Below are 25,185 nucleotides of genomic sequence, written 5' to 3' on the forward strand. Positions count from 1 at the left end.
GGAATAAAGATCGCCATGTTACTACCCTGGCTAATATTAATTCCCTTTATCGGTGGCTTTCTGTGCTGGCAGACCGAACGCTTCGGCGTGAAGGTGCCGCGCTGGATTGCGCTGATCACCATGGGACTGACGCTGGCGCTTGGCCTGCAACTGTGGTTGCAGGGCGGCTATTCACTGACGCAAGCCGCTGGCATTCCGCAGTGGCAGTCTGAGTTCATTCTGCCGTGGATCCCGCGCTTCGGCATCTCTATCCATCTGGCTATCGACGGTTTGTCGCTGCTGATGGTGGTGCTGACCGGTCTGCTGGGCGTTCTGGCGGTACTCTGCTCCTGGAATGAAATCGAAAAATATCAGGGCTTCTTCCACCTGAACCTGATGTGGATTCTGGGCGGCGTTATCGGCGTGTTCCTTGCCATCGACATGTTCCTGTTCTTCTTCTTCTGGGAAATGATGCTGGTGCCGATGTACTTCCTGATCGCGCTGTGGGGGCACAAAGCCTCTGACGGTAAAACGCGTATCACGGCGGCTACCAAGTTCTTCATCTATACCCAGGCGAGCGGTCTGGTGATGCTGATTGCCATCCTGGCGCTGGTGTTTGTACACCACAATGCGACCGGCGTCTGGACCTTCAACTACGAAGACCTGCTGAAAACGCCGATGTCGCACGGGGTGGAATACCTGCTGATGCTGGGCTTCTTCATCGCGTTTGCGGTGAAAATGCCGGTGGTTCCGCTGCACGGCTGGCTGCCGGACGCGCACTCCCAGGCGCCGACCGCAGGTTCCGTTGACCTCGCCGGTATTTTGCTGAAAACGGCGGCTTACGGTCTGCTGCGCTTCTCGCTGCCGCTGTTCCCGAACGCCTCTGCCGAGTTTGCGCCGATTGCGATGTGGCTGGGTGTGATTGGCATCTTCTACGGCGCGTGGATGGCTTTCACCCAGTACGACATTAAACGTCTGATTGCGTACACTTCCGTTTCGCACATGGGCTTCGTACTGATTGCTATCTACACCGGCAGCCAGTTGGCGTACCAGGGCGCTGTAATCCAGATGATTGCGCACGGTCTGTCGGCAGCGGGTCTGTTCATCCTGTGTGGTCAGCTGTACGAACGTCTGCATACGCGTGATATGCGTATGATGGGCGGTCTGTGGAGCAAAATTAAATGGTTGCCTGCGCTGTCGATGTTCTTCGCGGTGGCGACGCTCGGTATGCCGGGCACCGGTAACTTCGTTGGCGAATTTATGATTCTGTTCGGTAGCTACCAGGTGGTTCCGGTCATTACCGTGATCTCAACCTTTGGTCTGGTGTTTGCTTCCGTTTACTCGCTGGCGATGCTGCATCGCGCTTACTTCGGTAAAGCGAAGAGCCAGATTGCCAGCCAGGACATGCCAGGGATGTCGCTGCGAGAGCTGTTTATCATCCTGTTGCTGGTCGTGCTTCTGGTACTGCTTGGCTTCTATCCGCAGCCGATTCTGGATACCTCGCATTCTGCGATGAGCAACATCCAGCAGTGGTTTGTTAATTCCGTTACTACTACAAGGCCGTAAATCGCCATGACAATAACTCCACAACACCTGATTGCGCTGCTACCGCTGCTGATCGTCGGCTTGACGGTGGTGGTTGTGATGCTCTCCATTGCGTGGCGACGCAATCACTTCCTCAATGCCACGCTGTCGGTCATTGGGCTTAACGCCGCGCTGGTTTCGCTCTGGTTTGTTGGCCAGGCGGGCGCGATGGACGTCACCCCGCTGATGCGCGTTGACGGTTTCGCCATGCTTTACACCGGGCTGGTTCTGCTGGCGAGTCTTGCCACCTGTACCTTTGCCTATCCGTGGCTTGAAGGCTATAACGACAACCAGGAAGAGTTCTACCTGCTGGTGCTGATTGCCGCATTGGGCGGTATTCTGCTGGCTAACGCCAACCACCTGGCGGCGCTGTTCCTCGGTATTGAGCTGATCTCTCTGCCGCTGTTTGGCCTGATTGGTTACGCCTTCCGTCAGAAACGCTCGCTGGAAGCCAGTATCAAATACACTATTCTGTCTGCCGCAGCGTCTTCCTTCCTGCTGTTCGGTATGGCGCTGGTGTACGCGCAGTCTGGCAACCTGTCGTTTGTCGCGCTTGGTAAGAGCCTCGGCGACGGCATGTTGCACGAACCGCTGCTGCTGGCGGGCTTCGGTCTGATGATTGTTGGTCTCGGCTTTAAACTCTCGCTGGTGCCGTTCCACCTGTGGACGCCAGACGTATACCAGGGCGCGCCTGCGCCGGTTTCCACTTTCCTGGCGACGGCGAGCAAAATCGCTATCTTCGGCGTGGTGATGCGTCTGTTCCTGTACGCGCCGGTAGGTGACAGCGAAGCGGTACGTATCGTGCTGGGCGTGATTGCCTTTGCCTCCATCATCTTCGGTAACCTGATGGCGCTGAGCCAGACCAACATTAAGCGTCTGCTCGGTTACTCCTCTATTTCTCACCTCGGCTATCTGCTGGTGGCGTTGATCGCCCTGCAAAGCGGCGAGATGTCGATGGAAGCCGTTGGCGTTTATCTGGCCGGTTATCTGTTCAGCAGCCTCGGCGCGTTCGGCGTGGTCAGCCTGATGTCCAGCCCGTTCCGTGGCCCGGATGCCGATTCACTGTTCTCCTACCGTGGTCTGTTCTGGCATCGTCCGATCCTCGCGGCGGTGATGACCGTGATGATGCTCTCTCTGGCGGGTATCCCGATGACGCTGGGCTTTATCGGTAAGTTCTACGTCCTGGCGGTCGGTGTGCAGGCCAGCCTGTGGTGGCTGGTTGCCGCAGTGGTGGTTGGTTCCGCGATTGGTCTCTACTACTACCTGCGTGTTGCGGTAAGCCTCTATCTGAGTGCGCCGCAGCAGCTTAACCGTGATGCGCCGTCTAACTGGCAGTACAGCGCGGGCGGTATTGTGGTTCTGATCTCCGCGCTGCTGGTTCTGGTGCTGGGTATCTACCCGCAACCGCTGATTAGCATCGTGCAGTTAGCTACGCCGCTGATGTAAGCGAAAGCAGAAACGAAAAAACCCGCCGTGGCGGGTTTTTTTATGCCCTGAACGTCAGGACGTTAACTCAGTAACTGACGGCTGACCAGCGGCCCGCTGACGTTTTGCGCGGCGCGTTCCATTACTTCCTGAATCACCGACGACAGTTCGTTGACTTCAAACTTCGCGACATAACCATCCGCTTTGACTTTACGCACATGATCTTCGTTGGCGCTGCCGGAAAGGGAAGAGTGGATCACTACCGGAATTTTCTTCAGGCGCTCGTCGGTTTTGATCTTACGCGTCAGGGTGAAACCGTCCATCTCCGGCATTTCGAGGTCGGTTAGCACCAGAGCGATTTTCTCGCTAATCGGTTTGCCTTCCGCCTCCGCTTCTTTCGCCAGCTGCTGGATTTTCTCCCAGGCATCCTGACCGGTAACGTGCATCTGATGCGGGATCTCCATCGCATTCAGCCCTTTCTCCAGCATGGCACGGGCAACTTTAGAATCTTCTGCCACAATCGCCACCGCACCCGGCGTGATGTTGAACTTGCTGGTTTTCAAATTGGTGGCGCGCAAGTCGTGATTTGACGGCACGATATCATAGAGAATTTGCTCTACGTCGAGTACCAGCGCCAGGTTGTTGGTCTCTTTGTCTTCATCCAGACAGGCAATGCTGGTGATATAGCGGCCGTTAACCGCTTTCTCGGCGGTATGCACCTGCTGCCAGTCCAGACGCATAATATTCTCGACGGACTCCACCGCAAATGCCTGTACGCTGCGCGCATATTCGGTGATCAGCAGGATGTTAAGCCCGTTCTCCGGTTTACACCCGGCCACGGCGGGCAGGTCGATGACCGGGATCACCTGATCGCGGATGTTGACCATACCTAAAAGCGGGGCTTTCATTCCGGCAGGGCGCGTAAATGTGGGCATTGGCACAATTTCGCGCAGTTTGAATACGTTGATGCCAAATAGCTCCGACTTCTGCTCATGCAGCGATGTGCCGAGACGGAATAACAGCAGTTCAAAGCGGTTAGACAGGGTTAAGTTAGCCCTGTCATCAATATCTTTCTGGAAATTATCCATCGCATCCTCAATATGAAAGCCAGCCTTTTCTCTGTTATCGGCACTGAGGAAGAAAAATGGAGCGTTAAACCGTGAAAACGGCGAAATCGTGAGCCAACGCAGTTGCGGGGAAGATCGCCTGGCATTCTGCCAGCAGGCGTTGGCTGCCTCTGTCATCGTAACGCGAGCTGACGTGAGTAATGATGAGCTGGCCCACGTCAGCATCGTGCGCCAGCTGCGCGGCCTGCCTGGTGGAGCTGTGCCCACGGCTGTTGGCTTTTTCTTCCATTGAGGTATCCAGCGTTGCTTCGTGCACCATTACGTCCACGCCTTTTGCCAGCGTGATGGCCGACGCGCATGGCGCGGTGTCGCCAAATATCGCCACCGATTTCCCGGGTGTGGCTGGCGCGAGAAAATCGGCGCCGTTAATAACGCGACCATCGTTCAGGGTGACGGTTTTACCCGCTTTCAGATCCTGAAACAGCGGGCCGGGCTTCACGTCTGCCGCTTTTAGCGCACTGGCATCCAGTGCGCCGGGCTTGTCATGCTCTTCAATCCGATAGCCATAGCATTCAAGCGGATGCTCAAGCGCAAAGGCGGTCACTTTGCGCAGACCGTCGTCCAGAATTTCGCCGGCGGTAATTTCAACGATCTCCAGCGGATAATCAGTCCAGGAGCCGCTAAGGCGCAATGCGGTTTCGGTGAACTCGCGAATGCCTTTGGGGCCGTAAATCGTCAGCGGCTGTGCGTTTCCCGCCATCGAACGGCTGCACAGCAGACCGGGCAAACCGAAAAGGTGATCGCCATGCAGATGGCTGATGAAAATGCGATCGAGCTTACCTGGGTTAAACGCGGTGTTGAGCATCTGGTGCTGGGTGCCTTCACCGCAGTCGAATAACCATAGCCCCGCCTGCGTCGGGTGCTGTAAATTCAGTAATATGGCCGTGACATTACGCGTGCGGGTAGGAACGCCGGCAGAAGTACCTAAAAAAATTAATTCCATTATTTCATTACACGTTTAAAAAATATTCTGGCTAGTATAAAGCGAATACGTAAAAGGAGCGCACCATGATTCACTGGCAAGACCTGCATCATTCTGAATTATCCGTCCCGCAACTCTATGCGTTACTGAAATTGCGCTGCGCGGTATTTGTGGTTGAACAACGGTGTCCGTATCTGGATGTGGACGGCGATGACCTGGTGGGGGAGAACCGTCATATCCTGGGCTGGCATAACGATGAGCTGGTAGCGTATGCGAGGATTCTGAAAAGCGACGACGAACTGGAGCCGGTGGTGATTGGGCGCGTGATCGTCAGCGAAGCGCTGCGCGGCGAAAAACTGGGGCAACAGCTTATGGCGCAGACCCTGGCATCCTGCGAGCAACACTGGCCGGAGAAGGCGCTTTATCTCGGCGCACAGGCGCATCTGCAATCCTTCTATGCGCGATTCGGCTTTGTTCCGGTGACGGACGTTTATGACGAAGACGGTATCCCGCACATGGGTATGGCGCGCGAGGTTAGCCAGGTGTGATGTTCCGGTTTTGTCTATAGTTAGTGGGAACGTTAATCGAAAGGGAGAATATAATGTCTTTTCATTCTTATGGTTCACGTATTGATGACGACCTGGAACTTCTGAGCGAAACGCTGGAAGAGGTGCTGCGTTCCTCCGGCGATCCTGCCGATCAAAAATATGTTGAGTTAAAAGCACGCGCAGAACGGGCGCTTGAAGAGGTAAAAAATCGCGTCAGCCATGCGTCTGACAGCTACTATTACCGTGCAAAACAGGCGGTTTATAAAGCGGATGATTACGTGCATGAAAAACCCTGGCAAGGGATTGGCGCAGGTGCGGCGGTCGGCCTGGTGCTGGGATTACTGCTGGCGCGGCGGTAATGTAACCGGGATCGCATTTCCTCCCTAAACGGGGGTACTGCTTTTTCTCCGCTGTACCCCGTATAATGTGAGGTTTTTAACAGGGAGAGGTCCGCGTGCATTCAATCACTACTGCGCTGGAAAATCTGCGGCGCCAGTTATCGCAGGAGATACCGGCGGCGCCAGGAATGCGTATTGTTGATGTGCCTTTCCCTCTGAATGATGCGTTTGACGCATTAAGCTGGCTGGCCAGTCAGGCCATCTGGCCGCAATTTTACTGGCAACAGCGTAACGGCGATGAAGAAGCCGCGGTGCTTGGCGCCGTTGAAACGTTCCCCTCTCTCGAACAGGCGCAACACTTTATCCGCCAACATGAATCACAATCCGATTTGCGTATCTGGGGACTGAATGCGTTTGAACCGCAGCAGGGGCATTTGCTGCTGCCGCGTCTTGAATGGCGACGCGCTGGCGCTATGGCAACGCTGCGGCTGTATCTCTACAGCCCGGTTTCACTGCGTGAAGACGCCGGGCGGGCGATCGCGTTTCTCTCTTCATTAAGGGGCGTAAAGCCGATCCCGGCGCTGCGCCTGCACCTGACGGGTGAGCAGCACTGGCCGGATAAAGCGGGCTGGACCAGCCTGATTCAGCTTGCCACGCAGACTATCGCCGAAGACGAACTCGACAAAGTGGTGCTGGCGCGGGCGACGGATTTGCAGTTTTCCCATCCGGTGAATGCCGCCGCCGTGATGGCGTCCAGTCGCCGTTTAAACCTTAACTGCTACCATTTTTTTATGGCGTTCTCCGCCGGAAGCGCCTTTCTTGGCTCGTCGCCGGAACGCCTTTGGCGGCGACGTGAAACGGCATTGCGCACCGAGGCGCTGGCTGGCACGGTGGCGAATCATCCCGACGACCATCAGGCCTGGCAACTGGGCGAATGGTTGATGAAGGATGATAAAAACCAGCGTGAAAACATGCTGGTGGTGGAAGATATTTGTCAACGCCTGCAAAGCTGCACCCACTCGCTCGATGTTTTGCCGCCGCAGGTGCTCAGATTACGCAAAGTACAGCATCTGCGCCGCTGTATCTGGACGGCGCTCAATCAGGCTGACGACACGCTCTGTTTGCTACAGCTACAGCCCACGGCCGCCGTCGCGGGGATTCCGCGTGAACGGGCGCGCGCGTTTATTCAGCAACATGAACCGTTTGAACGTGAGTGGTATGCCGGGTCGGCGGGTTATCTGTCTTTACAGCAAAGCGAATTCTGCGTGACGCTGCGCTCGGCGAAAGTCGCGGCGAACGTTGTTCGTCTGTATGCCGGGGCAGGCATTGTGCGCGGGTCTGACCCGGAACAGGAATGGCAAGAGATCGACAACAAAGCAGCCGGGCTACGCACGTTATTACAGATGGAAAGCTAATGAGTCGCACATACACCTCATCCTTCAGGCGGTCTGCTGAATGATTTTGTGTATATTCCCGACTCATATCAATAATCCATTTTTTCTGATCCTTATACTGAGTCGCAATATTGATACCGGACAATCTCATGTCAGTAAGCGCATTTAACCGACGCTGGGCGGCGGTCATTCTGGAAGCACTCACTCGCCACGGCGTCAGGCATGTTTGCATTGCCCCTGGCTCCCGCTCCACGCCTTTAACCCTGGCGGCAGCGGAAAATTCAGCCTTTATTCATCACACGCACTTTGATGAGCGTGGTCTTGGTCATCTGGCGTTAGGGCTGGCGAAAGTCAGTAAGCAGCCCGTTGCCGTTATTGTTACTTCCGGTACGGCGGTGGCAAATCTCTATCCGGCGCTGATTGAAGCGGGGCTTACCGGTGAAAAACTGATTTTATTGACTGCGGACCGTCCGCCGGAACTGATTGACTGCGGCGCGAATCAGGCGATTCGTCAGGCCGGGATGTTCGCTTCTCATCCTTCTCAAACGCTCTCTTTGCCGCGCCCGACGCAGGATATTTCCGCGCGCTGGCTGGTCTCCACCCTTGATAACGTCCTGGCGACGCTGCATGCCGGCGCGGTACACATCAACTGTCCGTTTGCGGAACCGCTGTATGGCGATATGGACGACACGGGGCTTGCCTGGCAGCAGAGCCTTGGCGACTGGTGGCAGGATGACAAACCCTGGCTGCGCGAAGCGCGTCGGCTGGAAAGCGACAAACAGCGCGACTGGTTCTTCTGGCGGCAAAAACGCGGCGTAGTGGTGGCCGGGCGCATGAGCGCGGAAGAGGGCAAGAAAGTCGCGCTTTGGGCGCAGACGCTGGGCTGGCCGCTGATTGGCGACGTGCTGTCGCAAACCGGGCAGCCGCTGCCGTGCGCCGATCTCTGGCTGGGCAATGCGAAGGCCGTCACTGAGCTTCAGCAGGCGCAAATTGTGGTGCAACTCGGCAGCAGCCTGACCGGAAAGCGCCTGCTGCAATGGCAGGCCGCCTGCGAGCCGGAAGAGTACTGGATTATTGATAATATCGAAGGTCGCCTGGACCCGGCGCATCATCGCGGACGCAGGCTGGTGGCGAAAATCGCCGACTGGCTGGAGCTGCATCCGGCGGAGAAACGCCATCCCTGGTGCGTCGATATCCCGCGCCTGGCAGAGCAGGCGTGGCAGGCGGTTGTCGCGCGTCGCGATATGTTCGGCGAAGCGCAACTGGCGCACCGCATTCGCGACTATCTGCCGGAACAAGGGCAACTGTTTGTCGGCAACAGCCTGGTGGTGCGCCTGATTGACGCGCTGTCGCAGCTACCGGCGGGCTATCCGGTGTACAGTAACCGGGGAGCCAGCGGTATTGATGGTCTGATCTCGACGGCGGCGGGTGTTCAGCGCGCCAGCGCGAAATCGACGCTGGCTATCGTCGGCGATCTGTCTGCGCTCTACGATCTCAACGCGCTGGCGCTATTGCGCCAGGTGTCCGCGCCGTTTGTGCTGATTGTGGTGAATAACAACGGCGGGCAAATTTTCTCTTTGTTGCCGACGCCGCAGAGCGAGCGCGAGCGGTTTTACCTGATGCCGCAAAACGTCCACTTTGAACACGCGGCGGCCATGTTTAACCTCAAATATCACCGCCCGCAAAGCTGGGATGAGCTGGATGCGGCGCTGGCTGGCGCCTGGCGAACGCCGACAACCACGGTGATTGAGCTGGTCGTGAACGATACCGACGGGGCGCAAACCCTGCAACAGTTGCTGGCGCAGGTGAGCCATCTATGATCCTGCGCGCGCAGGCGAACGGTGGTCAGCCGGGGTCTCCCTGGCTGGTTTTTCTGCATGGATTTTCCGGTGATTGCCGGGAATGGCAGCAGATCGGTGAGCAGTTTCCCGACTTTTCGCGCCTGTATATCGACTTGCCTGGTCACGGCGATTCTGCCGATATTCGTGTCAGCGGCTTTGCTGATGTGTGCGACTTATTGCGTAACACATTATTTAGTTACAACATACTTAAATACTGGCTGGTCGGCTACTCGCTCGGCGGCAGAGTGGCGATGATGGCGGCGTGCCAGACTCTGCCGGGTCTTTGCGGGCTGGTGGTTGAAGGCGGCCACCCGGGACTGCAACGCGAGGCCGAGCGTGACGCGCGCCGACTGTCTGACGGTCGTTGGGCGGCGCGCTTTCGCCGTGAACCGCTGCGCGACGTGTTTACTGACTGGTATCAGCAGCCGGTTTTCGCTTCGCTGGATGCTTCGCAAAGAGAGGCATTAGTCACGCTGCGCAGCCAGAACAATGGCGAAACGCTGGCGGCGATGCTGGAGGCAACCTCGCTTGCCGTACAGCCTGATTTACGCGCGCGGCTAAATGCGCGCACATTTCCGTTTTATTATTTATGTGGTGAACGCGACAGCAAATTCCGCGCGCTGGCGGCGGAGTTGTCTGTACCTTGCCATATGATTCGTAACGCCGGACACAACGCGCATCGGGAAAACCCCGCAGGCGTGGTGGACAGTCTGGCTCAGATTCTGCGTCTCTGACTAAAGGACACACTATGATCTATCCTGATGAAACAATGCTTTACGCACCGGTTGAATGGCACGACTGCTCCGAAGGTTACACGGACATTCGTTATGAAAAATCCACCGATGGTATTGCAAAAATCACCATTAACCGTCCACAGGTGCGCAACGCATTCCGTCCTTTGACCGTCAAAGAGATGATCCAGGCGCTGGCGGATGCCCGGTATGACGACAACGTGGGCGTCATTATTCTGACCGGCGAAGGCGAGAAAGCCTTCTGTGCGGGCGGCGACCAGAAGGTACGCGGCGACTACGGCGGATACCAGGATGATTCCGGCGTGCATCACCTGAACGTACTGGATTTCCAGCGCCAGATCCGTACCTGCCCGAAACCGGTCGTGGCGATGGTCGCAGGGTACTCTATCGGCGGTGGTCACGTACTGCACATGATGTGTGACCTGACCATCGCGGCGGAAAACGCCATCTTCGGCCAGACGGGCCCGAAAGTCGGCTCCTTCGACGGCGGCTGGGGCGCTTCCTATATGGCGCGTATCGTCGGGCAGAAAAAAGCGCGTGAAATCTGGTTCCTGTGCCGTCAGTACGACGCTAAACAGGCGTTGGATATGGGGCTGGTCAACACCGTCGTACCGCTGGACTCCCTCGAAAAAGAGACCGTGCGTTGGTGCCGCGAAATGTTGCAGAACAGCCCGATGGCGCTGCGCTGCCTGAAAGCCGCGCTGAACGCCGACTGCGACGGTCAGGCGGGTCTACAGGAGCTGGCGGGCAACGCCACGATGCTGTTCTACATGACGGAAGAAGGTCAGGAAGGCCGTAACGCTTTCAACCAGAAACGTCAGCCTGATTTCAGCAAATTCAAACGGAATCCGTAATGCGTAGCGCGCAGGTGTACCGCTGGCAGATCCCCATGGACGCGGGGGTGGTTCTGCGCGACAGGCGGTTAAAAACTCGCGACGGGCTGTATGTCCGTCTGTGCGACGGCGAGCGCGAAGGGTGGGGGGAGATCTCCCCGCTTCCGGGTTTCAGCCAGGAAACCCTGGAGGAGGCGCAGGCCGCGCTGCTGGACTGGGTTAACGGCTGGCTGCAAGGCCAGTCAACGTTGCCTGAAGTGCCCTCCGTGGCGTTTGGCGTTAGCTGCGCGCTGGCGGAGGCGGCGGGGACGTTGCCAGAGGCGGCGGATTACCGCGCCGCGCCGCTGTGTACGGGCGATCCAGACGATCTGGTGCTACAACTGGCTGATATGCCTGGCGAGAAAGTCGCCAAGATCAAAGTCGGTCTGTACGAAGCGGTACGCGACGGAATGGTGGTCAACCTGCTGCTGGAGGCGGTTCCCGATCTGCATCTGCGTCTGGATGCCAATCGCGCCTGGACGCCGCTGAAAGCGCAGCAGTTCGCGAAATACGTCAACCCGGACTACCGTGCCCGCATCGCCTTCCTCGAAGAACCGTGTAAAACCCGCGACGACTCCCGCGCTTTTGCGCGTGAAACCGGGATTGCGATTGCCTGGGATGAAAGTCTGCGTGAAGACGATTTTGTCTTTGCGGCGGAAGCGGGCGTCAGCGCGGTGGTCATCAAACCGACGCTCACCGGAAGCCTGGAAAAGGTTCGCGAGCAGGTACAGGCCGCGCATACGCTGGGACTGACGGCGGTGATCAGCTCTTCCATCGAGTCGAGCCTCGGCTTAACGCAACTGGCGCGTATTGCCGCGTGGCTGACGCCGCAGACCATTCCGGGTCTGGATACGCTAAGCCTGATGCAAACCCAGCAGGTGCGCCGCTGGCCGGGCAGCGCTTTGCCGTGTGTTAGCGACGATGCGCTGGAACGGCTGCTATGAGCCTCCGGGAAATGCCCGATAGCGCAAGCGTATCGGGCCTCCAGCCGTCATCTTTTAATGACTGGCCGTGGCGTCACTGGCGGCAGGTGCGGGGAGATGCGCCCGCCTTACGCCTTAATGATGAAGTACTAAGCTGGCACACACTCTGTACCCGTATTGACGCGCTGGCGAGCGGTTTTGCCGCTCAGGGTGTCTCTGAAGGCTGCGGCGTGATGCTGCGCGCCTGGAATCACCCGCAAACGCTGCTGGCCTGGCTGGCTTTACTGCAATGCGGGGCAAGAGTCCTGCCGGTTAACCCGCAGCTTCCGCAACCGCTGCTCGACGCGCTGCTGCCGGACTTAACGCTCCGGTTTGCTTTGCTGCTGGAGGGGGAGAATACCTTCCCGGCGTTACAACCGCTGCAAATGCAGCAAGAGTCAGGCGAACACGCCGCAGACTGGCAGCCGACGCGGCTGAGTTCAATGACGCTGACCTCTGGCTCAACCGGATTACCCAAGGCCGCAGTGCATACCTGCCAGGCGCATCTGGCCAGCGCGGAGGGGGTGCTGTCCCTGATGCCGTTTGCCGATGGGGATGACTGGCTATTATCGCTGCCGCTGTTTCACGTTTCCGGCCAGGGCATTATGTGGCGCTGGTTGTTTGCGGGCGCCCGAATGACCGTGCGTGAGAAGCAGCCGCTGGAAGCGATGCTGCAAGGGTGTACGCATGCGTCTCTGGTTCCCACTCAGCTGTGGCGGCTGCTGGAGAATCCGGCATCGGTAACGTTGAAAGCGGTACTGCTGGGCGGCGCGGCTATCCCGGTTGAACTGACGGAGCAGGCTCGCGCGCAGGGTATTCGCTGCTGGTGCGGTTATGGCCTGACGGAATTTGCCTCGACGGTGTGCGCGAAAGAGGCCGACGGCCTGGGCGATGTCGGCGCGGCGTTACCGGGGCGGGAAGTCCGAATCGTGAATGGCGAAGTCTGGCTGCGCGCTGCCAGCATGGCGGAAGGCTACTGGCGCGACGGTAAGCTGATCCCGCTGGTGAACGGCGAAGGCTGGTTCGCCACCCGCGATCGCGGCGAACTGAACGACGGTAAGCTGACGATTGCCGGTCGGCTGGATAATCTGTTCTTCAGCGGCGGGGAAGGCATTCAGCCGGAAGAGGTGGAACGCGTTATCTCGGCGCATCCATATGTTCTACAGGCGTTCGTGGTGCCGGTAGAGGACAGGGAGTTCGGCCATCGTCCGGTGGCGGTGGTGGAATATGACGCGCAGGCCGGAGATGTCGATCTCGCGGAATGGGTGAAAGACAAGCTGGCGCGTTTTCAGCAACCGGTACGCTGGTTGACGTTGCCATCAGCGCTGAAAAACGGCGGGATCAAAGTTTCGCGCCGGGCATTGCAGGAGTGGGTGCGCGCTAACCGTCCGTAATGTAAACAACACGGGAGCCGCAGCTCCCGTGGAAACGGTTATTTCGCTTCTTTTAACGCCCGCAGGGCAGCGGCGACGCCCGCGCCATAGTCAGGATGAACTTCGCTAAACAAGCCAATCTGACGCTGCTGAATAAATTCTGGCACATCTTTCATGTCGCCGGCGATGCGCGCGAACATACGCTGATGTTCTTCATCACTCAGCAACTCATACAGCTTACGCGGCTGGCTGAAGTAGTCCATATCTTCCCGATGATCCCAGTGCGCGGCAGCGCCTTCGACAGAGAGCGGCGGTTCGCTGAAATCAGGCTGTTCCTGGAAGACGCCAAAGCTGTTTGGCTCATAGGTTGGGCCGTTGCCGCTGTTGCCGTCCACCCGCATCGCGCCGTCACGATGGTAGTTATGGAACGGGCAGCGCGGGGCGTTGACCGGGATCTGCTGATGGTTAACGCCCAGACGATAGCGGTGCGCATCGCCATAGGAAAAGAGACGCCCCTGCAACATACGGTCAGGGGAGAAGCTAATCCCCGGCACGACGTTCGCCGGGTTCATCGCCACCTGTTCCACTTCGGAGAAATAGTTTTCCGGGTTGCGGTTCAGTTCCAGCACGCCGACTTCAATCAGCGGGTAATCGCCGTGCGGCCAGACTTTGGTCAGATCAAACGGGTTGTACGGCACCTGTGAGGCTTCGGCTTCCGGCATGATCTGCACGTAGAATTTCCAGCGGGGGAAGTTGCCCTGTTCAATGGCGTTGTACAGGTCGCGCTGAGAACTTTCGCGATCGTCCGCCACCAGGCGTTTCGCTTCGTCATCCATCAGGTTGGCGATGCCCTGCTGCGATTTCAGGTGGAATTTCACCCAGAAACGTTCGTTGTCGCTGTTGATAAAGCTGAATGTGTGGCTACCGAAACCGTGCATCGTACGGTAAGAGAAAGGCAAACCCCGGTCGCTAAAGTCGATAGTCAACTGGTGCAGCGATTCCGGCAGATGGGAGAAAAAGTCCCATTTGTAGGTCGGATTGCGCAGGTTGGTGCGTGGGTCGCGCTTCACGACATGGTTCAGATCCGGGAATTTCAGCGGATCGCGCAGATAGAAAACGGGCGTGTTGTTACCCACCAGATCCCAGTTGCCCTCTTCAGTGTAAAACTTGATCGCAAACCCGCGAATATCGCGCTCGGCATCCGCCGCGCCGCGCTCTCCCGCCACGGTGGAAAAACGCAGGAACAGATCCGTTTTTTTACCGGGCTCCGAAAAGATTTTTGCGCGAGTGTAACGTGAAATATCGTGCGTGACGGTGAAGGTGCCGTACGCGCCTGAGCCTTTGGCATGCATACGGCGCTCAGGGATCACTTCACGATCGAAGTGGGCCAGTTTTTCCAGGAACCAGATGTCCTGTAGCAGCATGGGGCCGCGTGGGCCTGCGGTTGCAACGCTGTTATTATGGGCGACAGGCACGCCTGCTGCGGTGGTGAGTCCTTTTTTGCTCATCTTTATCTCCCGACGATCGTTAGAAAAAATGTTTAATTTCCGTTTAATTTCGGAAACTAATGTAGAAAATATTTGTGAATGAAATATTGATCTCGGGCAATGACTGCTGCGCTAAACGCCTCTTCTTGTAACGTTTAATAAACCTGAAAGGTAGTGTTTAGTTACAATATGTTATTAGATCGCTTTTTTAGCTCATTGATTCTGTTGCGCCTGGCAGTACAATCCTGCGGTTTTGGGGTCTTTTGTTTATTTCTTTGCTGGAAAGGGTAAAAATGAAAAAAAGCATTTTATTAGGCGTTGCCGGACTGTTGTTCGCTTCTGCATCGGCGAATGCGATGAGCATTAGCGGCCAGGCGGGTAAAGATTACACCAACGTTGGCGTAGGTTTCGGTACTGAATCCACCGGGCTGGCGTTGAGCGGCAACTGGATGCATAACGACGACGATGGCGACGCTGCCGGCGTGGGGCTCGGCCTGAATATTCCGCTTGGGCCGTTGCTGGCAACGGTCGGTGGGAAAGGCGTTTATACCAATCCGAACGACGGCGATGAAGGCTATGCGGCGGCGGTAGGCGGCGGGTTACAGTGGAAAATCGGCGACAGCTTCCGTCTGTTTGGCGAGTATTACTACTCTCCAGATTCACTGTCCAGCGGCATCGACAGCTATGAAGAAGCCAATGCCGGAGCGCGCTTTACCATTATGCGCCCGCTGAGCATTGAAGCGGGCTATCGCTATCTGAACCTGGCGGGTAAAGACGGCAACCGTGACAACGCGATTGCCGATGGCCCGTACGTCGGCGTTAACGCCAGCTTCTGATTTTCGGGCGCGGCATCCGTCGCGCCGTTTCCTGTATGCTATAGCCTTCTTTCCCGGTTTGTTTCCTCTGAGTTTCTTACTCCGCCCCAGCGGGCTTTGCGTTATAGTGTTTTCATCATAGAAGCAGGAGAACACGATGTTAAACGTGGAGATGTTATCCACCGGGGATGAAGTGTTGCACGGGCAAATCGTCGACACGAATGCCGCCTGGCTGGCCGATTTTTTCTTTAATCAGGGGTTGCCGTTATCACGCCGAAATACGGTGGGAGATAATCTGGATGCGCTGGTCGCCATTTTACGCGAACGTAGCGAACATGCTGACGTGCTGATTGTGAATGGCGGCCTGGGGCCGACCAGCGATGATTTAAGCGCGCTGGCCGCCGCCACGGCGAAAGGTGAAGGTCTGGTGCTTCATGATGCGTGGCTGGCTGAGATGGAGCGTTTTTTCCATGAGCGCGGGCGGGTTATGGCGCCGAGTAACCGCAAGCAGGCAGAACTGCCCGCCAGCGCCGAGTTTATTAATAACCCGGTTGGCACCGCCTGTGGGTTTGCGGTGAAGCTAAATCGCTGCCTGATGTTCTTTACCCCGGGCGTCCCGTCTGAATTTAAGGTGATGGTCGAGCATGAAATTATGCCGCGTCTGCGTGCGCGTTTTGCGCTTCCTGAACCGCCGGTTTGTCTGCGACTCACCACGTTTGGTCGTTCGGAAAGCGATCTGGCGCAGAGCCTCGATTCGCTGCCGCTACCGGCGGGCGTGACGATGGGATATCGCTCTTCAATGCCGATTATTGAACTGAAACTCACCGGCCCGGATGCGCAGCGGGACGCGATGCTGGCGCTATGGCCGGAGGTGAAGCGGGTGGCAGGGCAGAACCTGATTTTTGAAGGGACGGAAGGACTGCCTGCGCAAATCGCCCGTTGTTTGCAGACGCGCCAGCTCAGCCTGACGCTCAGCGAACAGTTCACCAGCGGGCTGCTGGCTTTGCAGCTTTCCCGTGCGAATGCGCCGATTCTTGCCAGCGAAGTGGTGCCTTCCCAGGAAGAGACGCTGGCTCAGACCGCGCACTGGACGACAGAGCGACGGAGCAACCACTACGCCGGACTGGCGCTGGCGGTATCCGGGCTGGAAAACGATCATCTTAATTTCGCGCTGGCGACGCCGGATGGGACATTTGCCCTGCGCGTGCATTTCAGCGCCAGCCGCTACAGTCTGGCGGTGCGGCAGGAAGTTTGCGCCATGATGGCGCTGAATATGGTGCGTCGGTGGTTAAACGGTCAGGATATTGCCAGTGAACATGGCTGGATTGAGGTGGTGGAGTCGTTAACCCTGTAGCCTGTGTAGCCTGTGTAGCCTGATGGCGCTGCGCTTATCGGGCCTGCCGTGGTTTGCAGGCCCGATAAGACGTTAACGCGCTTAACCTAATGCCTGGGCAAGCAGGGTAATCGGATGTTCGCAGCGTTTGCTTGTCGACATCTCAATTTGCCACTTACAGGTTTCACAGTCGGTCACCACAATATCCGCGCCGCTCTCTTCAATCTGGCGGAACAGCGGGGCGCCGATGGATTGTGAGGTGGGGTAGTTTTCCTTTTTAAAACCGTAGGTTCCGGCAATCCCACAGCACTGGGAGTCCAGCACGGTCAGTTCCAGACCTGGGATCTGGCGCAGCAACTCCAGCGTATAGAGCGTCCAGCCCATCTTCTCCATATGACACGGCGTATGGTAAACCACCTTCAGCGGTAATTTTTTCAGCGGCAGCGTCTGGCCTGCATCGATCTTACGCCACAGCCAGCGGGTCGCGAGTTCGATATGCTCACGCAGCCCGCTGTTATCCACGTCCAGCACTTCCGGGTATTCATCACGCAGGGCAAAGGTGCAGGTTGATGAGGTTGCGATAACCGGAATGCCTTTTACGCCAATCGCTTCTCTGAGCGACGCCACATTGCTCACCGCCTGCTTGCGCGCTTTATCGGTAAAACCGTTGGCGATCAGCGGCACGCCGCAACACTTCTCTTTACTTAACAACTGCACGCCGGTGCCCATTGCGTTCAGGACGTTAATTAAATCCTTACCGAGCTGCGGATGGTTGTAATTGACGAAGCAGCCGTGGAAGAAGGCGACCTGATCTTTGTATTGCGCCTGCTGTGCCGCAACGCTGCGATACCAGCGGCGGAAGGTGCCGAAGGAGTATTTCGGCAGCGTACGGCGATGGTCGATCTTCAACGCATAATCGAGCAACTGACGAACCGGTTTCAGCGACGTCGCGGTATTGACGACCGGGGCGAACGGCGTAGAGACGCTGCCCATTAAATCGGTGTGGCTTAAGATAAAGTTGCGCAGCGACGGGCGCGAAGTGTCATACCTGGCGCGCGCACGCTGGATGATATCGCCAATTTTAACGTCTGACGGGCAGGCCACTTCGCAGCGTTTGCAGTTAATGCAGTATTTCAGCGCATCGTCGTACAGCGCGCCGTCTTTCAGGCGCAGGCGCTCGCCGTCCGGCCCTGCCTGTTTGGGGCCCGGATAGCCAGGATTCACCCGGCTGACCGGGCAGGCGGTGGTGCACACCGTGCATTTGATACAACTCTCGAAACTCGTATCGCTCATTGCTGACCTCCTGCACGTTCTGCAATGCGACGTGCGGCGTGTAAGGCGCTGACTGCGCATACGCCGCCTCCGCATCCCTGGGCTATCGGATCGAATCCGCCGAGCACCGAGCCGATGGCAAACAGATTTTCTACGGTCTGCCCCGCCAGTGAGGGGCGCAGCGCATCATCGGTCGTGACGCCAAACTGCTGCCAGGGTTGCGCATCAAAGAAATCACGCTGATACCATTCGGCGCGGGTGGCCGTTTGCTGAACGTCCAGTCCCATAATGGGTTCGCGAATACCGTCGCGTTCGGCGACCAGGCCGCTGCTGAAGAAGCTGCCGCTGGCGAGTACCGCAAAGCGCGGGCGCAGAGGAATGTCGGCATGGTTGCGGGTCCAGACTTCGCTCACGACGCCGTTACGGCAGGTCACTTTTTTCACCTCGTCGCCCGGCATCCAGATCCCGCCCTGACGAACAAACTGGCGCTGCAAGCGATTATGCAGGCGAATGCCCGGCACGGAAGGCGGCAGCGTCGGCAGCAAATTCAGCGAGCAGGGCAGGCGTTCATTGAGCCAGCGCCAGAGGCTGTCATCCGCCAGGCCGAAACAGGCGGGCATGATGATCATGTCGCAGGTTTTTGCTATCGGTAAGAGCGCGTCGTGGAGCAACGGCCATTTTTCTTCGTTATCGAGCAAACGCGCAATATTCACCGCACGAAACTCCGTCGGGTTATCGCGTAATACGTCCAGCTCAGGCAGGTCGATCTCTGCCGTTTCTACCGTGAGATGGTGCTGACGCAACGACGCCGCCGCGAGGTGCGCCTGAAAGTCCAGTAAACCGCTGATGCCGACGACGCAAATGCGTTGCGCGGCCAGCGGCCAGACGGGCACTTCCGGTGAGCTTAGCCAGGTGGCGCGCAATGTTCCCAACGGCGTGACGCGCAGATGCGACTGTTGTACATCGCCCTGTAAATGCGCGCCAGACGCTTCCAGCAACGCTTGCGCCTGCTGCGCCAGTTCCAGAACGGTTGACGCGCCAATTGTAGTGTAAGGGTGCGTCGGCGCTTGTTCGCGTAACGCATTCAGACCTTCAGTGATATTTGTGACGGGCTGACCGTCCGGCAGGGTGCTGAGTAGATCCAGCGAGCCGGAGGAGAAGTGCAGCGCGCTTTGGCCGCGAGTGACGATCGCACAGCGCAAGCCGTGTTTTTGCAATTCCAGGCCACACAGTAATCCGGCGAGACCGCCACCCATAATGACCGTATCAAATTTCATCCTGGTGCTCCTTCTCCAGACCGCACAATCCCTGATAAACCCAGCGCGTGAACTCGCTTTCGCGCAGCGCGTCTCCCCAGGCGACAGGCTGTACGCCTTTCCAGCGTTCATTGAGGAACGCAGAAAGCTGAGTGATGGACTGAGCGGCGGTAGTGACATTAAAACGTTGCAGCAGCCCGGCGGCGCGGCAGGCGCACAGTTCTCCCTGACATGTGCCCATGCCTACGCGGGTACGGCGGCGCAGATCCAGCAGGCTGTTGACGGTTAAATTTTCGACGGCGTACTGCACTTCGCCTGCGGTGACCGCTTCGCATTCACAGACCAGGCTGCGGTGCTGGCGACCTTCGCTGAGCCAGGCCGGAGTACGATCGCCGTGACGATAGACGGCGGAACCGCGTAGCGGGGCGGGCAGCGAGATCACGCGTTTAAGCGTGTTTTCCGTGGGTTCCTGCGAGCCGGGAAGGGCGGTTTGCGCGGTGACGCAGGGGCGAGTGTTGCCCAGTTTTCGGCATACCGCGTCGGTTGCCCATTCCGCCATCAGGCGGTAGGTCATCAGCTTACCGCCCGTAATGGTGATAAACCCGTCCAGCCCGTCGCGTGCAGCATGGTCAAACAGCACAATGCCGCGGCTGACATTACGACCGCTCGGATCGTCATCGCTGGCGACCAGCGGACGCACGCCCGAGTAGGCGCGCAAAATGCGCGTTTTCGCCATCACCGGCGCCAGTTTTTCCCCTTCACGCAGCAGAATATCAACCTCTTCCGCAGTGACGCGGTTGCTGTCGATCTCGTTGTAATCAATGTGGGTCGACGTAGTGCCGATGAGCGAGATGGTATCGCCGGGCACCAGAATATCGGCGTCGGACGGCTTGCGGCAGCGGTTAATCACATGCTGGTTAATGCGATGATCCATAATCAGCAGCGACCCTTTCGCCGGGAACATGCGGATGCTCAGATCGGCGTATTCCGCAATGCGCTGACCCCAGATACCTGCGGCATTCACCACGACCGGCGCATGCAGCGATTGGCTTTCCCCTGTGAGATGGTTATGCACGTTCACACCGCAAATGGTCGCGCCTTCGCGAATAAGTCCGGTGACTTCATGCGCCGTTAAAATGATTGCGCCATGTTCTCTGGCATCCAGCATATTCGCGGCGGTCAGCCGGAAGGGATCGACAGTGCCGTCAGGCACTTTCACCGCGCCAATCAGCTGCGGATTGACGGCCGGTTCGATCAGCCGCGCCTGTTGCGGATCAATCGCTTCGGCGCGAATACCCGCCTCTTCGCAGGCGCGAATAAAGGTGGCCTGGAAGGATAATTCGTCTTCCGGCAAGGTAATGAACAGACCGTCCGTTGGCTCAATGCAGTGGCGGGCGATCCGTTTCAGAATCTGGTTTTCGCTGATGCATTCGCGGGCAGACTCCGCGTCGGTAACGGCATAGCGGGCGCCGCTATGCAGCAGGCCGTGGTTACGGCCGGTTGCGCCGGTCGCGATATCGTGGCGCTCAACTAAGATAACGCGCAATCCGCGTAGCGCACAGTCCCGGGCGATCCCTGCGCCTGTGGCTCCCCCACCAATGATAATCACGTCACTTGTTTGCGAGTCGCGAGTTTTCATGGTTATCCCTCACAGTTCGTTTTTTATCATTTAGCCACATAAAAAGCATGGTTTGTTTGATTTCGCGCATAATCGCTCATGATTCGAAAATGAAACGTGATTTCATGCGCTTTTCTGAACATTTGTCATAAATGTGTAACAATCTGTGCTGTAATTCACATTAACGACAGGTATCTTTACTTAACATCGCGCCCACACTGGGAGCAGCGAGGTTGGTTAGTTAAACGAACTGCGGTGTTTACCTCTAATAAGACACGGCCACGGAGGCTACATATGTTAAGTATTTTTAAACCTGCGCAACATAAAACGCGCTTGCCAGCAGCGGAGATTGATCCGACATATCGTCGGCTGCGCTGGCAGATTTTCCTGGGGATTTTCTTTGGTTATGCCGCTTACTATCTGGTGCGTAAGAACTTTGCGCTGGCGATGCCTTACCTGGTAGAGCAGGGATTTTCGCGCGGCGATCTGGGTTTTGCGCTGTCCGGGATCTCCATCGCCTATGGTTTTTCGAAATTTATCATGGGGTCGGTCTCTGACCGCTCGAATCCGCGCGTTTTCCTGCCCGCAGGGTTGATTCTGGCGGCGGCCGTGATGTTGTTTATGGGCTTTGTGCCGTGGGCCACGTCCAGTATTGCCGTGATGTTCGTGCTGCTGTTCCTTTGCGGCTGGTTCCAGGGAATGGGGTGGCCGCCGTGCGGTCGTACAATGGTGCACTGGTGGTCACAGAAAGAACGTGGCGGTATCGTCTCCGTCTGGAACTGTGCGCATAACGTTGGCGGCGGTATTCCTCCGCTGCTGTTCCTGCTGGGGATGGCCTGGTTTAATGACTGGAAAGCCGCGCTCTACATGCCGGCGTTTGGTGCGATCCTGGTGGCGATTTTCGCTTTCGCGCTGATGCGCGATACGCCGCAGTCCTGCGGTCTGCCGCCGATTGAAGAGTACAAAAACGACTACCCGGATGATTACAACGAAAAAGCGGAAGAAGAGCTGACTGCAAAACAGATCTTTATGCAGTACGTGCTGCCGAACAAACTGTTGTGGTACATCGCGATTGCGAACGTATTCGTTTACCTGCTGCGTTACGGCATCCTCGACTGGTCGCCGACCTACCTGAGAGAAGTGAAACACTTTGCGCTGGATAAATCGTCCTGGGCGTATTTCTTGTACGAATATGCCGGTATCCCGGGTACGCTGCTGTGCGGCTGGATGTCGGATAAAGTGTTCCGTGGCAACCGTGGCGCAACGGGCGTGTTCTTTATGACGCTGGTGACCATTGCCACAGTTGTTTACTGGCTGAACCCTCCAGGAAATCCGACCGTGGATATGGCCTGTATGATCGTTATCGGCTTCCTGATTTATGGCCCGGTCATGCTGATTGGCCTGCACGCGCTGGAACTGGCGCCGAAAAAAGCGGCAGGTACGGCGGCGGGCTTCACCGGCCTGTTTGGTTATCTCGGCGGTTCCGTCGCGGCGAGCGCCATTGTTGGCTATACCGTTGACTTCTTCGGCTGGGACGGCGGCTTCATGGTGATGATCGGCGGCAGCGTTCTGGCGGTTATCCTGCTGATTATCGTGATGATTGGCGAAAAACGCCACCATGAAGAGCTGATGTTGAAACGCAACGGAGCTTAAGTGAATGAAGACGACACTGAAAAATCTCAGCGTGGCATTGATGCTGGCGGGTATGGTCGTGAGCAGCGCGGCAATCGCTGCGGATAAAATCGTGATTGCGCACCGTGGCGCCAGCGGCTATCTGCCGGAGCACACACTGCCAGCGAAAGCGATGGCGTATGCGCAGGGCGCCGATTATCTGGAGCAGGATTTGGTGATGACGAAGGACGACCATCTGGTCGTCCTGCATGACCACTACCTTGACCGGGTTACCGACGTTGCCGAACGTTTTCCGAATCGCGCCCGCAAGGACGGGCGTTACTACGCCATTGATTTCACACTGGATGAAATTAAATCCCTGAAGTTCACCGAAGGTTTTGATATTGATAACGGCAAGAAAGTACAGACTTACCCTGGCCGTTTCCCGATGGGAAAATCAGATTTCCGCGTGCATACCTTTGAGGAAGAGATTGAGTTTGTTCAGGGGCTGAATCATTCGACCGGAAAAAATATCGGTATTTATCCAGAAATCAAAGCGCCGTGGTTCCATCATCAGGAAGGGAAGGATATTGCGGCTAAGACGCTGGATGTGCTGAAAAAGTATGGTTATACCGGTAAAAAAGATAACGTTTATTTGCAGTGTTTCGATGCCGCGGAGCTGAAGCGCATTAAGAATGAGCTGGAACCGAAGAGGGGGATGGATCTCAATCTGGTGCAGTTGATTGCGTACACCGACTGGAATGAAACTCAGCAAAAACAGCCGGACGGCAGTTGGGTTAACTATAACTACGACTGGATGTTCAAGCCTGGCGCGATGAAAGAAATCGCCAGCTATGCTGACGGGATCGGCCCGGACTACCATATGCTGATTGATGAAAAATCGAAGGTCGGGCATATCACGCTGACCGGCATGGTGAAAGAGGCGCAGCAGAACAAGATGGTGGTACACCCTTACACCGTACGCGCCGATCAGCTTCCTGACTACGCCACGGATGTTAATCAGCTTTATGACATCCTGTATAATAAGGCGGGAGTGGATGGATTGTTCACCGATTTCCCGGATAAAGCGGTGGTGTTTTTGAAGGATAAGCACTAAAAAGCCGGGTGGCGGCTTCGCCTTACCCGGCCTGTGAACTGGTCGGGTAAGCGTAAGCGCCACCCGACAAGGCTACATCTCTATCTCAATATCGCCTTTTGCCCTGCAACAGCAGGGCAAAATTTCCCCTTCGCTGATAAAAGCCAGCGGTTCGGTCAGCCAGTCAACCTGGCCTGCGACCAGACGGCAGCGGCAGGAGCCGCAATAGCCCGCACGACACTGGTACTCCACTTCAACCTGATGCGCCTCAAGCGCCACCAGCAGAGAAGGGTGTTCTTCCCGACACAGCACTTCGGTGCCGGAAAGACGTAGCGTCACGCGTCCCATCAGAGCTGGAAATTACTCAGATCGTCGGTATCAACTTCCGAGTCAATCTGGCCGACCAGGTAAGAACTGACCTCCACTTCCTGCGGCGCCACCTGGACGTTATCGGAAACCAGCCAGGTGTTGATCCACGGGATCGGGTTGGAGCGCGTCTGGAACGGCAGCTCCAGGCCGACCGCCTGCATACGGATATTGGTGATGTACTCGACGTACTGGCACAGAATATCTTTGTTCAGGCCGATCATGGAACCGTCGCGGAACAGGTAATCCGCCCACTCTTTTTCTTGCTGCGCGGCCTGTACAAACAGGTCATAGCACGCCTGCTTGCTCTCTTCGGCAATTTCCGCCATTTCTGGATCGTCTATGCCGCTACGCAGCAGGTTCAGCATATGCTGCGTGCCGGTCAGGTGCAGCGCTTCGTCGCGGGCAATCAGACGGATGATTTTGGCGTTACCTTCCATCAGCTTACGTTCCGCGAAAGCGAAGGAGCAGGCGAAGCTGACGTAGAAACGAATCGCTTCCAGCGCGTTAACGCTCATCAGGCACAGGTAGAGCTGTTTTTTCAGCGCACGCAGGTTTACGGTGACGGTTTTGCCGTTCACGTTGTGCGTACCTTCCCCCAGCAGATGCCAGTAGCTGGTCATTTCAATCAGCTCATCGTAGTAGTGAGAAATGCCTTCCGCGCGCTTCTGAATTTGTTCGTTGGTGACGATGTCGTCAAATACCACCGCCGGATCGTTAACGATGTTGCGGATGATATGGGTATACGAGCGCGAGTGGATCGTCTCAGAAAACGCCCAGGTTTCTACCCAGGTTTCCAGCTCCGGGATGGAGATCAGCGGCAGTAATGCCACGTTCGGGCTACGTCCCTGAATGGAGTCCAGCAGCGTCTGGTACTTCAGGTTGCTGATGAAAATATGCTTTTCGTGTTCCGGCAATGACTGGAAATCGATACGATCGCGTGAAACGTCAACTTCTTCCGGGCGCCAGAAGAAGGAGAGTTGTTTTTCGATCAGTTTTTCGAAGATGTCATATTTTTGCTGGTCGTAGCGTGCCACGTTGACCGGCTGGCCAAAGAACATCGGCTCTTTGAGTTGGTCGTTTTTCGTCTGTGAAAAAGTGGTGTATGCCATTGAAGTGAGTCCTGTTGAGATTGTATCGCCCGGCGGCACTTCGTTTGCCGGGCCTACAAAACCGTAGGCCGGGTAAGCGTAGCGCTACCCGGCAAAAATAAC

The 25,185-nt window shown here is 56.9% G+C and carries 22 protein-coding genes; 14 read left to right on the forward strand and 8 right to left on the reverse strand.

Annotated features, from left to right (window positions below):
• The first annotated feature begins 15 nt into the window (after window positions 1-15).
• A complete protein-coding gene (gene nuoM, locus FD428_RS07090; protein WP_012131500.1) occupies window positions 16-1,545 on the forward strand; it encodes an NADH-quinone oxidoreductase subunit M in 1,530 nt (509 codons plus the stop codon).
• A gap of 6 nt (window positions 1,546-1,551) precedes the next feature.
• On the forward strand, window positions 1,552-3,009 hold the full coding sequence (gene nuoN / locus FD428_RS07095) for an NADH-quinone oxidoreductase subunit NuoN (RefSeq protein WP_012131501.1): 1,458 nt from the start codon (window positions 1,552-1,554) through the stop codon (window positions 3,007-3,009).
• 62 nt (window positions 3,010-3,071) lie between these two features.
• Here the strand turns inward: nuoN and FD428_RS07100 are convergent, their stop codons facing one another.
• The gene (locus FD428_RS07100) at window positions 3,072-4,076 is read right to left on the reverse strand and encodes a chemotaxis protein (protein ID WP_012131502.1); all 1,005 of its coding nucleotides are present in this window, start codon (window positions 4,074-4,076) and stop codon (window positions 3,072-3,074) included.
• 64 nt (window positions 4,077-4,140) lie between these two features.
• The gene (gene rbn, locus FD428_RS07105) at window positions 4,141-5,058 is read right to left on the reverse strand and encodes a ribonuclease BN (protein WP_114848251.1); all 918 of its coding nucleotides are present in this window, start codon (window positions 5,056-5,058) and stop codon (window positions 4,141-4,143) included.
• Between the two features lie 65 nt (window positions 5,059-5,123).
• Between rbn and FD428_RS07110 the strand changes: the two genes are divergently transcribed.
• The 8 genes from FD428_RS07110 (at window position 5,124) to menE (ending at window position 13,138) form a co-directional block, all read left to right on the forward strand.
• Window positions 5,124-5,585 carry a GNAT family N-acetyltransferase gene (locus tag FD428_RS07110; protein ID WP_012131504.1) on the forward strand — a complete coding sequence of 154 codons (462 nt, stop codon included), beginning with the start codon at window positions 5,124-5,126 and terminating at the stop codon, window positions 5,583-5,585.
• Window positions 5,586-5,638: 53 nt separating this feature from the next.
• The gene (elaB, locus tag FD428_RS07115) at window positions 5,639-5,944 is read left to right on the forward strand and encodes a stress response protein ElaB (protein ID WP_012131505.1); all 306 of its coding nucleotides are present in this window, start codon (window positions 5,639-5,641) and stop codon (window positions 5,942-5,944) included.
• Window positions 5,945-6,039: 95 nt separating this feature from the next.
• Window positions 6,040-7,338 (forward strand): isochorismate synthase MenF, encoded by a 1,299-nt coding sequence (gene menF, locus FD428_RS07120; protein WP_114848250.1) that lies wholly within the window; start codon window positions 6,040-6,042, stop codon window positions 7,336-7,338.
• Between the two features lie 128 nt (window positions 7,339-7,466).
• The gene (menD, locus tag FD428_RS07125; protein WP_071260232.1) at window positions 7,467-9,137 is read left to right on the forward strand and encodes a 2-succinyl-5-enolpyruvyl-6-hydroxy-3-cyclohexene-1-carboxylic-acid synthase; all 1,671 of its coding nucleotides are present in this window, start codon (window positions 7,467-7,469) and stop codon (window positions 9,135-9,137) included.
• Window positions 9,134-9,892 carry a 2-succinyl-6-hydroxy-2,4-cyclohexadiene-1-carboxylate synthase gene (gene menH / locus FD428_RS07130; protein WP_114848249.1) on the forward strand — a complete coding sequence of 253 codons (759 nt, stop codon included), beginning with the start codon at window positions 9,134-9,136 and terminating at the stop codon, window positions 9,890-9,892. Before menD ends, menH begins: the two co-directional genes overlap by 4 nt.
• 14 nt (window positions 9,893-9,906) lie before the next feature.
• The gene (gene menB / locus FD428_RS07135; RefSeq protein ID WP_012131509.1) at window positions 9,907-10,764 is read left to right on the forward strand and encodes a 1,4-dihydroxy-2-naphthoyl-CoA synthase; all 858 of its coding nucleotides are present in this window, start codon (window positions 9,907-9,909) and stop codon (window positions 10,762-10,764) included.
• Window positions 10,764-11,726: an o-succinylbenzoate synthase gene (gene menC, locus FD428_RS07140; protein ID WP_012131510.1), complete on the forward strand. Its 963-nt coding sequence runs from the start codon at window positions 10,764-10,766 to the stop codon at window positions 11,724-11,726. Before menB ends, menC begins: the two co-directional genes overlap by 1 nt.
• Window positions 11,723-13,138: an o-succinylbenzoate--CoA ligase gene (menE, locus tag FD428_RS07145; RefSeq protein ID WP_071260234.1), complete on the forward strand. Its 1,416-nt coding sequence runs from the start codon at window positions 11,723-11,725 to the stop codon at window positions 13,136-13,138. The genes menC and menE overlap by 4 nt, the downstream gene beginning before the upstream one ends.
• A gap of 38 nt (window positions 13,139-13,176) precedes the next feature.
• On the opposite strand, the gene FD428_RS07150 is transcribed toward menE, so the two are convergent.
• Window positions 13,177-14,625 (reverse strand): catalase, encoded by a 1,449-nt coding sequence (locus tag FD428_RS07150; protein WP_114848248.1) that lies wholly within the window; start codon window positions 14,623-14,625, stop codon window positions 13,177-13,179.
• 272 nt (window positions 14,626-14,897) lie between these two features.
• Between FD428_RS07150 and FD428_RS07155 the strand changes: the two genes are divergently transcribed.
• Both FD428_RS07155 and FD428_RS07160 read left to right on the forward strand, forming a co-directional pair.
• The gene (locus FD428_RS07155) at window positions 14,898-15,440 is read left to right on the forward strand and encodes a YfaZ family protein (RefSeq protein ID WP_012131513.1); all 543 of its coding nucleotides are present in this window, start codon (window positions 14,898-14,900) and stop codon (window positions 15,438-15,440) included.
• A gap of 136 nt (window positions 15,441-15,576) precedes the next feature.
• The gene (locus FD428_RS07160; protein ID WP_012131514.1) at window positions 15,577-16,773 is read left to right on the forward strand and encodes a nicotinamide mononucleotide deamidase-related protein YfaY; all 1,197 of its coding nucleotides are present in this window, start codon (window positions 15,577-15,579) and stop codon (window positions 16,771-16,773) included.
• Window positions 16,774-16,854: 81 nt separating this feature from the next.
• Here FD428_RS07160 and glpC read toward each other — a convergent pair whose 3' ends face one another.
• The 3 genes from glpC to glpA are packed head-to-tail and all read right to left on the reverse strand — an operon-like array spanning window position 16,855 to window position 20,919.
• Complete coding sequence (gene glpC / locus FD428_RS07165; protein ID WP_058667751.1) at window positions 16,855-18,045, reverse strand: anaerobic glycerol-3-phosphate dehydrogenase subunit GlpC; 1,191 nt, start codon at window positions 18,043-18,045, stop codon at window positions 16,855-16,857.
• Window positions 18,042-19,301 carry a glycerol-3-phosphate dehydrogenase subunit GlpB gene (gene glpB / locus FD428_RS07170; protein ID WP_114848247.1) on the reverse strand — a complete coding sequence of 420 codons (1,260 nt, stop codon included), beginning with the start codon at window positions 19,299-19,301 and terminating at the stop codon, window positions 18,042-18,044. The genes glpC and glpB overlap by 4 nt, the downstream gene beginning before the upstream one ends.
• A complete protein-coding gene (gene glpA, locus FD428_RS07175) occupies window positions 19,291-20,919 on the reverse strand; it encodes an anaerobic glycerol-3-phosphate dehydrogenase subunit A (RefSeq protein ID WP_114848246.1) in 1,629 nt (542 codons plus the stop codon). Before glpA ends, glpB begins: the two co-directional genes overlap by 11 nt.
• 273 nt (window positions 20,920-21,192) lie before the next feature.
• Here glpA and glpT point away from each other — a divergent pair, with 273 nt between their 5' ends.
• Both glpT and glpQ read left to right on the forward strand, forming a co-directional pair.
• Complete coding sequence (glpT, locus tag FD428_RS07180) at window positions 21,193-22,551, forward strand: glycerol-3-phosphate transporter (protein ID WP_047462375.1); 1,359 nt, start codon at window positions 21,193-21,195, stop codon at window positions 22,549-22,551.
• Window positions 22,552-22,555: 4 nt separating this feature from the next.
• Entirely contained in the window at window positions 22,556-23,626 is a 1,071-nt protein-coding gene (gene glpQ / locus FD428_RS07185; protein WP_114848245.1) for a glycerophosphodiester phosphodiesterase, read from the forward strand.
• Window positions 23,627-23,698: 72 nt separating this feature from the next.
• On the opposite strand, the gene yfaE is transcribed toward glpQ, so the two are convergent.
• Together yfaE and nrdB are read right to left on the reverse strand one after the other, a co-directional pair.
• Entirely contained in the window at window positions 23,699-23,953 is a 255-nt protein-coding gene (yfaE, locus tag FD428_RS07190) for a class I ribonucleotide reductase maintenance protein YfaE (protein ID WP_012131520.1), read from the reverse strand.
• Window positions 23,953-25,083 carry a class Ia ribonucleoside-diphosphate reductase subunit beta gene (gene nrdB, locus FD428_RS07195; RefSeq protein ID WP_012131521.1) on the reverse strand — a complete coding sequence of 377 codons (1,131 nt, stop codon included), beginning with the start codon at window positions 25,081-25,083 and terminating at the stop codon, window positions 23,953-23,955. Before nrdB ends, yfaE begins: the two co-directional genes overlap by 1 nt.
• Window positions 25,084-25,185 lie beyond the last annotated feature (102 nt).

It is taken from the genome of Citrobacter sp. TBCP-5362 (genome assembly GCF_005406305.1).
GTDB lineage: Bacteria > Pseudomonadota > Gammaproteobacteria > Enterobacterales > Enterobacteriaceae > Citrobacter_B > Citrobacter_B koseri.